The organism is Nocardia sp. NPDC049149, from assembly GCF_043197455.1.
Taxonomy (GTDB): Bacteria; Actinomycetota; Actinomycetes; order Mycobacteriales; family Mycobacteriaceae; genus Nocardia.
Window position 1 is genome coordinate 66327 of sequence record NZ_JBICTD010000004.1, and the last position, 14641, is coordinate 80967.

The window sequence follows — 14641 nt, forward strand, 5'->3', positions numbered from 1 at the left end:
ATTATCGGAACATGCGAGGCCGGTCGGGTCTGCCGATGTTGTGCTGCGCCCGCCAGGCTCGACAAGCCTTGCGCCAGCACAGTTTTGGTGAGCTGGGCACCTTATTGAATTGTTTCAATCATGTTGCCAACGCATTGCATCCAGCTCACGCAAGGGTGACGATTGTTTGTGTTCCACACAACCGACGCAAGGAGTTGTTATGGCACAAGAAACCACCGAGACAACGCGCGAGGATGTTCCGAGCCTCCGGGATATGGACATTCTCCAGATGCGTGTCGATGAGGCGCGGCAGGATGCGCAGAGCGCGCGCCAGTCTGCTCAGCAGGCGCAGAGTCTTGCTCGGCAGGCGCAGCAACAGGCACGTCAGGTTCAGCACCAGGCGCACACGGCGCACAGCGAGGCCAACCAGGCCAGTCAGCAGGCTCAGCAGGCTCGCCAGCAGGCTATCCAGGCGCAGAATCAGGCCCAGCAGGCGCAGAACGAAGCTGACCGGGCGCAGAATCAGGCCCAGCAGGCGCAGAACGAAGCCGGACAGTCGGAGCAGCGGGCGCAGTCCGCTCAGGACCAGGCCGACCAGGCGAGCCAGTTGGCGCAGCAAGCGGAGGACCAGGCCACTCGTGCTCAGGACCGGTCCAGTCAATGGGAGATGCAGCTGCGTCAGCTTCGGCAGCAGACGCGTCAATCCGTTCGCTAGTCACTGAATGTGGCGAACCCAAAGGATCAGCCCCGTTGTGATCCTTTGGGTTGCCGGTGAGAGGCGTGCGGATGAGCGATGCGACTCCATCTCCTGTGAACGTCGAGGTGATCGTGCCTGAGGCGATGAGTGCTGGCGTGTATGCCAACGGTTTCACGTGCTGGTACAACCGCACGGATTTCACCATCGATTTCGTCATATATCTGCCGACCGACCCTGGTGTCGACGAGGGTGGCAATCCCGTTGTGCGTCAACCGGTTCAAGTGGTGTCGCGAGTGAAATTCCCGACGGCGATGATCTTCCGCCTGATGCAGACCTTGAACGACAGCATGAGCAACTACGAGAAACAATTCGGCGCTATCGTCCACCTAGGAGAATAGAGGAGTAGTTGATGCTCGTTTCCAGTGGCATCAGGATGTTGGGAAGTCCGGATGACCGGATCGTGGTGACCGATCCTGCCGTACATTATCGACCCGATCGGATCAGTGGCCGCCGATACCTGATCGCAATATCCGCCCCGAAAGCCGAGAACGGTACGGGGACCGATGCGCCACCGGCTCCTGGATCTGCTCGCTGACAGCGAATTCAGCGCGGGCGATTCGGTAAACATGCAGATCCACATGTTGAAAAGCGTCGGCATGGGCGAACCTTTGGCCGACTACCAGCGGGTCGTTACCGCGCGGTGGGCGCTGGCCTACTTGCACCGATCTTATTGCCCAGCATCGGAAAGCGATCGAGATTCAGCATTCTGTGAGATTGACCGGGAGTGAACGGCTACGGCTCACTCGGCCGAGACCGGACGCGGCTGTTCAGCTCGGCCAGGGTCGTTCATGCCAAAGCGAACGTCAGCTGGTACTGCGGTCGGCCTGGGCCACGTGACCAGCAGTAGCCGAACCACACGCCGGGTGTGACCTCACGAATCTCGTCCAACAGCTGAGGGGTCGGTGAGGGGGCATAGTCGATCTCCCACGCCGACTGTCCATCCAGTACCGACGAACCCGAGTAGACATTGGCGGGCCAGGCTTCGTTGCCGGCGGGACCGACCCGATTCAGCAGAAACCCGCCGTCGGGGCCGGTGTGGAACGACTTACCGAGCCATATCGCCGACGCCCACGACTGCATCTCCCGCGGGCTGATCACCCAGCCCTGTGTGACGCCGACCGGCACATCACCTCGCCGGGCCTCGCGGAAGATCGACTCCTGTTGCTCGGGCGTGCATCGGAAACGTAGCGAGTCTATTGTTGCTGATCGATTGCCTTCGAATAGAGTGCAGCCGCCACCGTAGTCCGCATCGGCGGCCGCGGGACCGGCGGGCGCAGTTGAGATCAGGGCGGCGACTCCGGCAGCAACCAGGTACCCGAGTAGTGATCTCTGGATATTCCTACGGTCTATGCCCATCACCGTCTCCTTATGACTGTCCCGGTGTACCGATCCGCCCCCTCAATGATAGTTTGCTAAACATTAGCTGAAGCTGGTCGATGCTGAACTGAGATCAAGTAGGGCAACCGAGTGCTGTGACCATGGGCCGGATGTTCGCGGCATTTTGCGTAGCGACGCCGAGGATTATCCAATCGTTGGCCGACAAGCGATCTCGTGGAGTGAGCGCACATGCTGCGGTGAGTGTGGCGGACGTTCCGATCGGAGGGTGTTCGCGCGCATCGTGAGGGACTGCGGCGCGCGGCCGGTCACAGTGCTCACGTGGGCGCGGCGCGTGGGGTTTCATCACCACCACAGCGTTCACGTCAGGTGCCCGTGCTTAATCGGTCTGGCTTCAGTCAGCGGGAGTGAGCGGTAATGGCCGATTACCGTGTGCCACAGCGACCACTCCTGCCCTATGCGAAGTCTGTGGGTTCGATCCCGCGCAGATTCTGTACCGATGCGCACAAGTCATGGGGCGAACTTGTGCGCACCACCACGATCCGTGCGCGGGACCATGTCATGGCGGTTGTTTTGGCTCGCGCTGCGTTCGGAAAGGTCCGCTTGTGCGCATAACGCGCGGCCTGGCATGGACGCGCGCACATGCCGCCTATCGCGCGGTCCGCGCGGAGCTCTCGAAAGGTCAACGGGTGGACGTCAACTCGGCCAAGGGGACGTCCGCTACTGCCGAGCAGCGCGCATCCACGTGGACGCGCGCTGCTGCCGATGTGCGTGCGTTCGGTAGACGGGTGATCAAGCGGTCGGTCGAATGCTCGGAGAAATCCGATCATGCCGAAGACCGCTGCGCCACGGCAGCGGGATTGATTCATTCCGGGCGTGAGCTGCTCGGGCAGAACGTCTCGGTCGGCCCAGCTATCGGCTGGTCCGGATACAGGCCGACTTGGACAGTCACGCTCGTGATTTCGACATCGGCACCTACGCCGCCGCCCAGGTCGAACTGGAACGACGCAAGACTGTTGCCCGGACCCACCCGCCGGACCTGTTCGTCAACGGCCTGATTCCCACTGTAGGCGACGAACTTCACGAACGCGTTTCCGGTGTCGGTGGGCGTACGCCAGTTGAATTCGGCGATGCGGCCGGTGACATCGACCGCCTGTTCTCCGGGACACGTCCATGACCGCCACACCAGCTGCCCGGCCACCCTCGCCTCGGACACCGAGTCGGTCACCTGCGTATCGAACGGCATCGGGGCTGCCGTGGCGGGTGGAAGATCCCCTGGCTCGGGGGGTGCAACATCGGGCTCGGTGGATCCCTGGTCACTGTCGCTGGTGCCTGGTCCAGCCGGGCCTGGTTCAATGTGCTCCGGCTCGGTATCCGACGATCGCTTCCGTCCGAACACCGTGAGCCCCAGCGCGCTGACGATCGCCAGCAGCGCTGTCGATCCGGCGAGCACGGCAGGTACGGAATCGAGGAACGATGTGCCGGACTTCACCTGTTCGGCCACGAATTGCCTGGTAGACGGCGCGACGTCGACCGGGATGTACAGCGGTTCACTCTCGTCTACGACTTCCCTGGTGTCTTTGTCATGAACGATGACCACCAGTGCTACCTGATACGAGCCGGCGAGTTTCGTCCGCAACTCCCATGACCAGCTCGCACGTCCGCTGTCGGAGAACGGCTTGATCAGCGATCCTCGTTCACGGATCGAAAGTTCTTGCCGTGAGGTCAGTTTCACCTCCATCAAACTGCCGACCGGCACACTGCCGAGTCGCATCGGTTGCCTGGACTTCGTCGAGACAAGCTCACACGAGTCGCGGACTACTGTCGCGGTGAATTCGAAAGGCTTGTCCAGGCCCGCTATTCCGCGCGGCGAAGCAATCGACAAGCAGCCCGGCCCTCCCGGCGGTGATCCAATCGGTGGTTCCGGCGGCGTGCGTCGAACTCCGTATCCGACGACGAAGACCATCGACACCACGATCGCCGACGCGATCACTGATAACCACAGCGCGATCTGTGGCCGATGGTGCATATCTCTACCGCAAAGCGTCGGCCACTCGTCCTGAGCGTCAGAGGAGTTGACCCCGCCCTCGTCAGAGCTGGACGACCTCTTTCCCCCAGGATTCGGGACCTCCATGCGCACAGGCTATAGCAGTGCCCCCGCCGGGTGTCGTGTTGTGGCGATGGCCGCCTGGCTCATAGAAATCCTGTACTAGCCGCTGGGCGCTCGTTGGTCGACTGTCCGAAATCTGGCTCGGATCAATAGGGCGGCACGTACCTTTGCTCGCTGCGATGGGGCTGCGGCGTGGGTACTCGCAGGGGCCGCGGGCTTCAGACCTGATCACGATGGAAGAAGGTCTGCGGGAATCCAATCCGGTGGGCCGTGGCCGGTATACGCCGGGCCGACGCGCGGGTGGCACCCAGCGGGGTTTGGTACCGCGGCTGGCGAAACGACTCCCGGCAGATCGGTGCCTCGGCCCATGCCACCCGCTGCCTGTCATTGAGATCGAGCAGCATTCGACAGAGCAGTAGCGCTCAGCGACCCAGCCGGTGTCGGATGTAATCCGGGTGGGCCGCGCCGACCTCGATGCGGTTCTCGTCGAGACCATTGACGATCCGCAGACAGTCCCCAGCGAAGGCGAACTCCACCGCCACTGTTCCAGCTGCCAGGTCATAGCTGGCCGGCCGCCACTCGAGCAGCGCGACCTCGCGCAGTTCCTGACCGACGAACGGTTCGAGGCGTTCATCGGTACGAGACCACTCGGGCGTGAGCTCGAACCACTCCCACCCGGTGATGGTCACCGCGATGTCGATCGTGTCCCAGCCGATCGAGAGCTCGTCGAGCTTCCAGTGGCAAACCTCCACCTGGACGCCGTCGAAGTCCAGCACTACCGGGCAGTCAGCGAACCAGTCTCCGTTCTCGACGAAGCGCACCAGGGCGAACCCCGTCAGTGGCCTGCCAGTGAGGGTCGCCAGACGTGATCCGTGCGCCTGCCGAACCGCCTCGATCCCGACCAGGAAGGACGGCTCGAAACCAGAGATCCCCATCATGTCCACAGCAGCTGAGTCTCCCGGCCTGCGGCCCAACCGTCCAGCGCATATTCGAAGCCGCCGGATCCCCGGCGGCACTTGACAGTTCGGATTCCACAGAAACATCAAAATGATCAAACGGCAAATGTTCGGCAGAGCAGATCTTCCCCTACTACGCAAACGTGTCCTCCTCACCGCCGCACAACGATGACACCGAACACACGCAGCGCTGGCACAACAACTTTCGTCACGGAAAGTGGGTCAGATTCCACAGATAGCGGACAAAGCCAGGCGTGCCGATACGGTCGCGTGGCGGATCGTATGTCGGCGCGGCGGCGGTTGAGTAGCAGCCACGGGAACTGCTCAGTGGCAGGTGGAAGGTGCGGGGATGCCGTTGAATCGGTCGTTGAGCCAATCCTGGGCTTCGGTGAGTCCGACGATCGGCGAGTTGACAGTGTGTCCGATGATGGTGCCGGGCAACAGCATTGGGAGTGCAAGGTCGACCAGTTCCACCGTGGCTCCTTGGTCGCACCAGGTACGTGCGAGCTGTCTAGGGTCCGTCGGGGGCACCAGATCGTCGTTGCTCCCGGTCGAAAGCAGCACCGGCGCAGTGGGTCTGGTGCGGCCGAGCATCATGTCTTCGAGCACTCGAGCCGTCCGCGGGTCGGCTTCGAGCACCTGCGCCATCGATCGGCCGTCCTTCGTGAGCGAATCGGACGGCTGGAAGCCGTAACTCAGCATCGCCCCGCCGACGCATTGGGCGGCAGTCGTTTCCAGGAACTGCCTGCCTTTGTCGTTGAGCATCTCGTCGACTGCGGCGGCCAGCTCTGGATAGGAGCTGATCAGCGACTTCAAGAAGAAGCCGCCCGCACCCAGCGACATCCCGCCCTCGGCGTACCTGAACAGGTTCAGATGCGATACCGGTGGTGCACCGACGTAGGAGCCTTTGAGATCGAGTTCAGGTGCATAGGACTCGACCAGCTCGGCGGCGGCGCCTACCGCGTGCCCGCCCTGTGAGTAACCCCAGAACGCGATCGGCCCGCGCGCGGGAATACCGGTGCCCGGCAGCCGCTGTGCGGCCCGCGCCGCGTCAATGACGGCGTGTCCTTCGGCGGCCGTGATGAGATAGGTGCTGGGTAGGTAATCGGTGACCACTACCGCGATGCCATGCATCAGCATCGCGCCGAGGAACACCGCCTCGTATTCGGTGGAAACATCGAACGGCGGGTGGTGGGTCAGCACGCGTTGCATCAATTCCGAAGTGCGGCAATGGGGTGCGATCCCGTGGGTGCCGACCGCGAAGCTCACCAGCGGCCGCTCGCCGACGCCGCGCCACGGGAGAATCGGGCTGAGCACCGTGGCGATCGCGGTGGCCGGCGCACCCTTGGCGTCGGTCGTGCGATAGACGATTCGCTGCGCGCTGGCCGGAAAGGGGCCGGGATCGACCGGTACCGACAGTGCCATCGGTAGCGGCTCACTGGTGAGGATGTCGCCCGGCGACATTGCCGTCGGTGAGGTCGCGAAATCGTCGGCGACCGCAACGGTCGGCAGGTTGGCCGCGCTGCCCACGAGGACCAGGGCTGACAACCAGGCCGACATCGCGACTGTTCGTCGAATCCTGCCTGCCATAGGCAACTCGTTTCACTCCGAAGGGAAACGCTCGACCGGACGGAGGATAGCCCGCCGAGTCGGCAGCGGACCGCAAACGCGCCGACATCCGCGGGCCGAGCACCTCCGAGATGGTCTCTCGGGCGGCAGGGGACGGGCACCTCCGAGATGGCCCCTCGGCGGTGCGGCGAGGGGCCATCTCGCGAGGTCTGGCTATGCGCTACCGGTGGGAGGCAGCGGGAACGGGCCGGGCTGCGGGCCAGGGCCGGGCTGCGGACCGGGGCCGGGGTGCTGATCGGGGCCGGGACGCTGATCCGGGCCCGGCTGCGGGCCATGCGTGAGCTGCAGCACGGCCTGGTCGTTGGCGGGGGCCGCGGCGAGCGCGGGCGCTGCCACGAGTGCCGTCGGAACGGCAAGCAGCGTGCCTGCGACGGCGACCTTGACGGCTATCCGTCTGCGTGCGGTGTTCTTCGTTGTCATCTGGTCGGGGCCTTTCGTTCGCGAGCCGGGCTGTGCCCGGTAGGTCACGTACTCGGTGTGACCTGGGATGTAGTCAAACGTCGGCGGATGGGTAGCGACTTTGTCCATGCTGTGCATCGGATAAGCGGTCACCCCGACAGGCGGCTCACAGCGAATGCATAGCTACGGCACAGTCACGCCCGAGCTCGCTCGCACACGATGTGCAGATGTCCACCCTCAGCGCTGGAAATGCCGGTCTCCCGGTGGAACGTGTCGTGCTGCGCCGCGCCGACGGCGCTCCCGTCACCGTGCTTGTCGTCGACGACGAGGCGGTGCTGGCCGAGATGGTGTCGATGGCGTTGCGCTACGAGGGGTGGTCGGTCACGACGGCGGGCGACGGCGCAGGCGCGGTGGTCGCGGCGCGCGAAGTCCGGCCGGATGTGGTGGTGCTGGATGTCATGCTGCCGGACACGACCGGGCTCGAGGTGCTCGGCCGACTCCGTGCGCAGATTCCGCACCTGCCCGTATTGCTCTTGACCGCAAAGGATTCGGTGGAGGACCGCATCGCGGGATTCACCGCGGGCGGCGACGACTACGTCACCAAGCCGTTCAGCATCGAAGAGGTGATCCTGCGGTTGCGCGCGCTGCTGCGGCGCACCGGGGTCACCACCGAAACCGACGGCGCCAGGGTCGTGGTCGGCGACTTGGTGCTCGACGAGGACAGCCACGAGGTTTCGCGCGCGGGGGAGCCGATCATGTTGACCTCGACCGAGTTCGAGCTGCTCCGATATTTCATGCGCAACCCCAAGCGGGTGTTGAGCAAGGCACAAATCCTGGATCGAGTGTGGCGCTACGACTTCGGCGGCCGCTCCAACATCGTCGAACTCTACATTTCGTATCTGCGCAAGAAGATCGACAGCGGACGCGAACCCATGATCCACACCCTGCGCGGCGCGGGCTATGTGCTCAAACCCACGCTCTGACAAGGGATCGCCGGGCCGGAGCTGGTTGCGGCGGCCGTGGTCGCTGCGGGCACGGCTGCTGGTAGGTCAGGTGATGCTGCTCGCGGTGGTCTGTGCGGGCATCGGCGTCGCGACCGAGCTTGCGTTGCAACAGTTTCTGACCAGCCGACTGGACAGCCAGTTGACCGATGTCATACAGCGGACGGCACACGACTTCACGCACGACCCCGGTCCGCCCCCGGGAGATCCACCGATGGGCCCGGTGACCGGACCGGGACCCGAGTTCCTCGGGAGGCCGGGCCAGCCTATCGGCACTATCGGCGCGGTCGTCGAAAGCGGCCGGGTCATCACTGGCGGCGAACTGAACTCCAGCTCCTCCCGAGAGCCGTTGTCCGACACTGCGAGTGCGGCGATGACGGCGGTACCAGTTGGTGCGAACCCGGCGACCCGCACCATCGGCGGCATGGGCAGCTACCGCATGATCGCCGAGTACGACCAGTCGGGCGAGATCATCGTCATCGGAATGCCGTTGGCGGACGTGGAGGCCACGCTGATTCGGCTGGCGCTGGTCTTGGTGGCCGTCACGGTGGTTGCCCTGGTCGCGGCGGCCTCGGCGGGCATGCTGATCGTCCATCGCGCGCTCACGCCGCTGAACCGGGTCGCAGACACCGCGGACCGGGTCGCCGATCTGCGGCTGGATCGCGGCGAAGTGACACTGCCGGTTCGGGTTCCGGCCGCGGATGCCAGCCCGCGCACCGAGGTCGGTCGATTGGGTTCGGCGCTCAACCGGATGCTCGATCACATCACCGATGCGCTGGCCGCGCGACAAGCCAGCGAGACCAGGGTCCGCCAGTTCCTCGCCGACGCCAGTCACGAGTTGCGCACGCCGCTCACCGCCATCCGTGGTTATGCCGAACTCGCACAACGGAACCGGGACGAGGTTCCCGCGGTCGTGGCGCACGCGCTCGGCCGGGTCGAATCGGAGACCGGCCGGATGACGCACCTGCTCGAGGACATGCTGTTGCTTGCCCGCCTGGACTCGGGCCGGTCGCTGGAACAGCAACCGGTCGACCTGTCGAGGTCGACCGTTGACGCGGTGAGCGATGCGCACGCGGCGGGCCCCGACCACCGATGGAACCTCGATCTGCCCGCTGACCCTGTGGTGGTGACCGGTGACGCAGCGAGACTGCATCAGGTGCTGAGCAATCTGCTCGCCAATGCTCGAATCCACACCGGCCCAGGCACATCCGTGACCACCGCACTGAAGGCCGATTCATCAGGCGGAGCGGTTTGGCGGGTGATCGACGACGGCCCCGGCATTCCTGCCGGGCTGCAGCCGGAGATCTTCGAACGGTTCGCTCGCGGCGACTCGTCCCGGTCGCGGCGAACGGGCAGCACCGGGCTCGGGCTCGCCATCGTGGCCGCGGTGGTCAAGGCGCACGGCGGAACCATCGAGGTGCACAGCGTTCCAGGCCACACCGAGTTCACCGTGCGACTGCCAACGCACACAGCTGCCTCATAGCGTGGGCCAACGGCACGCATAGTCGGCCACATAACCATCGAACGTATGACAACTGCCGCCCCGATCGACGGTATGACAACTGCCGCCCGCCCGCCGGACGCCGAATGGCCGAGCTGTCCGGTGTCCCGCGCGCCGCGCTGGGCTCGACCGAGCGTGGCGGCGCTGCTGATCGGCACCGCGGTGCTGTATCTGTGGGGTTTGGGCGCCTCCGGTTGGGCCAACGACTTCTACGCCGCCGCTGTGCAAGCAGGCACCCAGAGTTGGAAGGCGTTGCTGTTCGGTTCGCTGGACGCGGGGAACGCGATCACCGTCGACAAGCCACCGGCCGCCATCTGGGTGATGGCGTTGTCCGGCAGGCTGTTCGGGTTCAGCTCGTGGTCGTTGCTGGTCCCGCAGGCGCTGATGGGCGTTGGGTCCGTCGCACTGCTGTACAGCGCGGTGAAACGGTGGAGCGGACATGGGGCAGGGCTGCTCGCCGGCGCCGTCCTCGCGTTGACTCCTGTTGCGGCGCTGATGTTCCGGTTCGACAACCCGGACGCTCTATTGGTGTTACTGCTGGTCGCCGGTGCGTACTGCATGGTGCGTGCCACCGCATCCGGCAGCACCGGCTGGCTCGTATTGGCCGGGACGGCAGTCGGATTCGCCTTCCTCACCAAACTGCTGCAAGCGTTCCTCGTGCTTCCCGCCTTCGGATTGGTGTTCCTGGTCGCCGCACCTGGCAGCTTCTGGAAACGGATAGGCAAGCTGCTGGTCGCCTGCCTCGCCATGGTGATCTCCGGCGGTTGGCTTGTCGCCCTCGTCAGCCTGTGGCCCGCGGTGTCGCGGCCCTATATCGGCGGCTCGACGAACAACAGCCTCTGGGAACTGGCACTCGGCTACAACGGCCTCGGCCGCATCGTCGGCGGCTCAGGTAATGGTGGTCCGGGCGGCGGCGGCGCGAACGCGGCGTTCGGCGGCAGCACCGGCATCACCAGACTGTTCGGCGACTCGATGGGCACCGAGATCTCCTGGCTGCTGCCCGCAGCGCTGATCGGACTGGTCGCAGGCTTGTGGTTCAGCCGTCCCGGACACCACGCGCGCTGGCCAGGGATCGCTCGCGCCGGACTGCTGCTGTGGGGCGTCTGGCTACTGACGACCGGACTGGTATTCAGCTATATGAGCGGCACCATCCACCCGTACTACACCGTGGCGCTGGCCCCGGCGATCGCGGCGGTCGTGGCGATCAGTGTGTACGAATTGTGGCGCGGCAAGGAGTATTTGGTGGCCCGGGTCGTGCTCGGAGCGATGGTGGCGGTGACCGGTATCTGGAACTACATCCTGTTGGATCGCACGCACGACTGGCTGCCGTGGTTGCGCTGGGCGTTGCTGATCGGCTCCCTCGCCGTTGCCGCGGTGCTGATCACGGGTGGTCACCAACTACGCAAGTTCACTGTCGTACTCGTCACCGCCGGGCTGCTGTTCGGCCTCGGTGGCACCGCGGGCTACGCGATCGACACTGCCGCACAACCACACTCGGGATCGATACCCACCTCCGGTCCGAGCACAACAAGCGCGAGTGCGGGGATGCCCGGTGGCCCAAGCGATAACACAAGCACCAACACTGCCCTGGAAACCTTGTTGCAGGACACGACCTCTCGCTGGGCCGCAGCCACCGTCGGCTCACACGGCGCCGTCGGCCTCGAACTGGACACCGGAAAATCGGTCATGGCGATCGGTGGTTTCAGCGGCTCGGACAACTCACCCACGCTGGCGCAATTCCAGCAATACGTGGCGGGCGGCGACATCCGCTACTTCATTCAAAGTAACGGCCCAGGACGCGACGGTCGAACGGGCGACGGCCCGGAACAGAGCCCCGACGGAGGTGCGGACAACAGCGGGGGAACGAAGTCAGTCGGCCAGCAGATCACCACGTGGGTGCAGACCCATTTCGCCTCGACGACGGTTGGCGGCACCACCGTCTACGACCTGAGCTCGCCACTGAGTCTCTGAGCGAAGCGGGAGTAGCCTCCTTTATGCAACTCGTGCATAAGTCTGTGAACTGGGGGTAGGCGGTAAAGGGCAGCTACTTCGATGAATGGAGGCTCTGATGAACGTCGACAACGCTTCTGCAGATCGCGGCCCGGCGCTCAGAATCCCGCGTAGCCGGGGAGCCCTCGGCGGGCTCGCGGTGCTATTGCTAGGGGTCTGGGGTGCACTGATCCCGTTCCTCGGGCCCTATTTCGATTTCGCGTTCACGCCGGACGACTCCTGGGTGTGGACATCGGCGCGTGGTTGGCTGGAGGTACTCCCCGGCGTCACCGCGATCATCGGCGGCTTGCTGATGCTGACAAGTCGCAACCGCCTCATCGCCGGCTTCGGCGGTTGGCTGGCCGCAGCAGCAGGCCTGTGGTTCATCATCGGACCGTTCCTGACCGATCTGCTGAACATCGGCACCCTCGGCGACCCGGTCGCCACCACCGACCTGAAACGCGCTGCCCTGTACCTGACCTTCTTCTACGGCCTCGGCGCCCTGATCCTCTTCTTCGCCGCCACCTCCCTCGGCCGCCTGTCAGTACGCACGGCCCGCGACATCGCCTTCGCCCGCCGCGAGGTCGACGCCAGAGCCGCCGCCCGAACCACCGTCGTGCCCGAACCGGTGAGCACCACCGACCGACCCGTCACAGGAACCAAGCCGCAACTGCACAAGCCGCGACTGGGCGGCGCTTGATCCACAGGTCGTCGCCGCGCTACTCACCGTATGTACTTGTCATACGGTGTTGCCAAGGGCCAGAGCCGCTTCCGCACGTCACGGCAGTAGTCAACAAGCCGTGGATCGGTGCTGACGCCAACACCGCCGATTGCACGGCCGTCTTGGTCGGCCAGCGTGAATCCGACCTGTTCGCTGTCGATTAACCAGAAGTCGTCAGGAGACCGCTCCGGCGTTGTACTGCGCGAGCGGGACAGCCAGTGACCAGACTCGCTCCTTCACTTCTCGTATGTAGGCGACGATCTGCGGATCGGTGGTGACAGCGCCACCGAGCCAGCGCCCGTTCTCACCGGGCTCGAACACAGTGAACGCAACAACCGAGTCATCGAAGATCCACCAGTCGTCAGTAGACAGATCATCTTGATTGATCAGATGCCGTGGGAGGTACCGGACATCTTCGCCCGCTTCAACATTGAGCCTGGCGACATGTTTCGCGTAGCGGGTGTAGTCGTTGTGCGGCACGGTGACGACTCGTGCCCGGTTGATCGTCACCCCTCGGCCAACTGACTCCCGCACAAGTTGCAGCCATGGCTGAACCACTGGTAGTCGTCAGGTTCGTTGTTCAGGAAGCGGGCCAGCGGAGGGTAGTCGGGCGGGTAGTAGTCGTCCCTGACTTCCAAGTGGAATGCTTCCCGCTTGGACTGCCGGAACAGGTCGTTGAAAGCCTCACCCTGCGCTAGCTGCATTGCCGTAGAACGTCCTTCCTAGCTTGGGGACTTCGACGCACGTTCATCCTCGTACATGTCCATCTGCGCACGCGCTGCGCGGTCGGTTACCGGCGTCCAGAGAGGGTGAACTCGACGGCCACGAAGACAGTGGGCAGCGATGAAGTGTCGGCTGCCCGCGTTGGGCTGTGCCACATTTCAGTGTACGAATGCGTGAATCGTTCGGCTCGTTGGACTTTCAGTGAGGGTGTTCTTGATGATGGCGCCGTCTTTGATGATGAGGGCGAGGGCTTGTTCGGGGCGTTCGAGCATGGTGATGTCGTCGAGGGGGTTGCCGTTGAAGAGAAGTAGGTCGGCTAGGGCGCCGGGTTTGATGACGCCGAGTTCGCCGGGGTAGGGGTTGCGGGGGCCGGACAGGGCGAGGAGGTCGGCGTTGGTGGCGGTGGCCATGGTCAAGATCTCGGCGGGGGTGTACCAGCGAGTCATCTTGGCGAGTAGATGTCCGTGGCGGGCAACAAGTTCGGGGGAGAAGAGGATGTCGGTTCCCCAGGCGACGGCCATGCCGTATTTCTTGGCCAGACCGTAGGCGTTGTCGGTGCCGCGCACCATCTGTAACAGCTTGGTGCGGTTGGCTGGTGGCATCGGCGGCGCGTCCGCGTCGTCGAGGAACGGTTGCAGGCTCCACCAAACACCTTGTGCTGCCATGAGTTCGACGGTGGCTTCGTCAAGCAACTGGCCGTGTTCGATGGACTTGGCTCCCGCACGGAGGGCTTGCTGTACCGACCGCGGAGTGTAGGCGTGCACCGCGACGTAGGTCCCCCAGTTTTCGGCTGCCTCGACGGCCGCGCGCAGTTCGGCTTCGTCGTATTGGGTGACGTCGAGCGGATCGTGATCGGAGGCCACGCCGCCGCCTGCCATGACTTTGAGCTGACTGGCTCCCTGCATGAGTTGTTCACGGGCGGCGCGTAACACCTCGGCAGTGCCGTCCGCGACGATTCCGACTCCTGCCACTTCGGCGAAGCCACGCCCGCCGGTACGGCCTCTGGGGAGGTCGGAGATCGGACGGAAGTCGCCGTGGCCGGAAGTTTGCGAAATCATCGCTCCGGACGGGAAAATCCTTGGCCCACTGATACTTCCATTGTCGATGGCACGCTTGAGGCCGAACACCGGCCCGCCCATGTCCCGCACGGTGGTGAACCCTTGCCGCAGTGTCTGTGTCGCGGTCCTGCCTGCCAGTACATGGGCGTACCCGATATCCGCGGTCGCGAGATCCTCCTTGGGCACGGCGGCCATGAACCCATGCCAGTGCGCATCGATCAACCCCGGGGTGAGCGTGCGACCGTCGCCCTCGATCACGACGGCGCCTGGCTCCGCTGCTGCCGATACCGGGCCGAGAGGTTGCACCGCTTCGATTCTGTGGTCACGAACGACAACCACCTGCGGCTGCGTCGACGACCGGCCTGCTCTGCTGTCAAACACTCGAACGTTCTTGATGATCAAGACATTTCGCTCTGAGCTGGTGGTCATGAGGTCTCCAAGTCTGTGATGTCCGGCCGTTCCCGGATGTGGCGAGGTCCCCTC

Annotated in this window: 13 protein-coding genes and 1 pseudogene; 6 read left to right on the top strand and 8 right to left on the bottom strand. The window is 64.4% G+C overall.

Going from position 1 to position 14641, the window contains the following annotated elements; genetic code table 11:
* The first annotated feature begins 199 nt into the window (after positions 1 to 199).
* Together ACGFNJ_RS16205 and ACGFNJ_RS16210 are read left to right on the top strand one after the other, a co-directional pair.
* Positions 200 to 694, top strand: coding sequence for a hypothetical protein (locus ACGFNJ_RS16205; RefSeq protein WP_393447998.1), 495 nt, complete (start codon positions 200 to 202; stop codon positions 692 to 694).
* A gap of 71 nt (positions 695 to 765) precedes the next feature.
* Positions 766 to 1074 carry a DUF3467 domain-containing protein gene (locus ACGFNJ_RS16210; RefSeq protein ID WP_393448000.1) on the top strand — a complete coding sequence of 103 codons (309 nt, stop codon included), beginning with the start codon at positions 766 to 768 and terminating at the stop codon, positions 1072 to 1074.
* A gap of 448 nt (positions 1075 to 1522) precedes the next feature.
* On the opposite strand, the gene ACGFNJ_RS16215 is transcribed toward ACGFNJ_RS16210, so the two are convergent.
* The 5 genes from ACGFNJ_RS16215 to ACGFNJ_RS16235 all read right to left on the bottom strand — a co-directional run bounded on the left by ACGFNJ_RS16215 (position 1523) and on the right by ACGFNJ_RS16235 (position 7294).
* Complete coding sequence (locus tag ACGFNJ_RS16215; protein WP_393448002.1) at positions 1523 to 1834, bottom strand: hypothetical protein; 312 nt, start codon at positions 1832 to 1834, stop codon at positions 1523 to 1525.
* 1102 nt (positions 1835 to 2936) lie between these two features.
* Positions 2937 to 3956, bottom strand: coding sequence for a hypothetical protein (locus ACGFNJ_RS16220; protein ID WP_393448004.1), 1020 nt, complete (start codon positions 3954 to 3956; stop codon positions 2937 to 2939).
* A 647-nt stretch (positions 3957 to 4603) separates the two neighbouring features.
* A complete protein-coding gene (locus ACGFNJ_RS16225; protein ID WP_393448006.1) occupies positions 4604 to 5119 on the bottom strand; it encodes a hypothetical protein in 516 nt (171 codons plus the stop codon).
* Positions 5120 to 5461: 342 nt separating this feature from the next.
* Positions 5462 to 6727 (bottom strand): lipase family protein, encoded by a 1266-nt coding sequence (locus tag ACGFNJ_RS16230; RefSeq protein WP_393448008.1) that lies wholly within the window; start codon positions 6725 to 6727, stop codon positions 5462 to 5464.
* A gap of 192 nt (positions 6728 to 6919) precedes the next feature.
* Positions 6920 to 7294, bottom strand: a complete 375-nt coding sequence (locus ACGFNJ_RS16235; RefSeq protein ID WP_393448010.1) for a hypothetical protein — start codon at positions 7292 to 7294, stop codon at positions 6920 to 6922.
* 149 nt (positions 7295 to 7443) lie between these two features.
* On the opposite strand from ACGFNJ_RS16235, the gene ACGFNJ_RS16240 reads away from it, so the two are divergent.
* From ACGFNJ_RS16240 to ACGFNJ_RS16255, 4 genes are all read left to right on the top strand, one after another.
* Positions 7444 to 8148 carry a response regulator transcription factor gene (locus tag ACGFNJ_RS16240; protein WP_393449979.1) on the top strand — a complete coding sequence of 235 codons (705 nt, stop codon included), beginning with the start codon at positions 7444 to 7446 and terminating at the stop codon, positions 8146 to 8148.
* Entirely contained in the window at positions 8126 to 9649 is a 1524-nt protein-coding gene (locus ACGFNJ_RS16245) for a sensor histidine kinase (RefSeq protein WP_393448012.1), read from the top strand. Before ACGFNJ_RS16240 ends, ACGFNJ_RS16245 begins: the two co-directional genes overlap by 23 nt.
* Positions 9650 to 9721: 72 nt before the next feature.
* Positions 9722 to 11638, top strand: a complete 1917-nt coding sequence (locus ACGFNJ_RS16250) for an ArnT family glycosyltransferase (protein ID WP_393449982.1) — start codon at positions 9722 to 9724, stop codon at positions 11636 to 11638.
* Between the two features lie 97 nt (positions 11639 to 11735).
* Positions 11736 to 12356, top strand: a complete 621-nt coding sequence (locus tag ACGFNJ_RS16255; protein WP_393448014.1) for a hypothetical protein — start codon at positions 11736 to 11738, stop codon at positions 12354 to 12356.
* Positions 12357 to 12379: 23 nt separating this feature from the next.
* Here ACGFNJ_RS16255 and ACGFNJ_RS16260 read toward each other — a convergent pair whose 3' ends face one another.
* From ACGFNJ_RS16260 to ACGFNJ_RS16270, 3 genes and pseudogenes are all read right to left on the bottom strand, one after another.
* Positions 12380 to 12592: a DUF6879 family protein gene (locus ACGFNJ_RS16260; protein WP_393449985.1), complete on the bottom strand. Its 213-nt coding sequence runs from the start codon at positions 12590 to 12592 to the stop codon at positions 12380 to 12382.
* Positions 12552 to 13081: pseudogene (locus ACGFNJ_RS16265) on the bottom strand (DUF6879 family protein). Before ACGFNJ_RS16265 ends, ACGFNJ_RS16260 begins: the two are co-directional and overlap by 41 nt.
* 177 nt (positions 13082 to 13258) lie before the next feature.
* Positions 13259 to 14464, bottom strand: coding sequence for an amidohydrolase family protein (locus ACGFNJ_RS16270; protein WP_393448016.1), 1206 nt, complete (start codon positions 14462 to 14464; stop codon positions 13259 to 13261).
* Positions 14465 to 14641 lie beyond the last annotated feature (177 nt).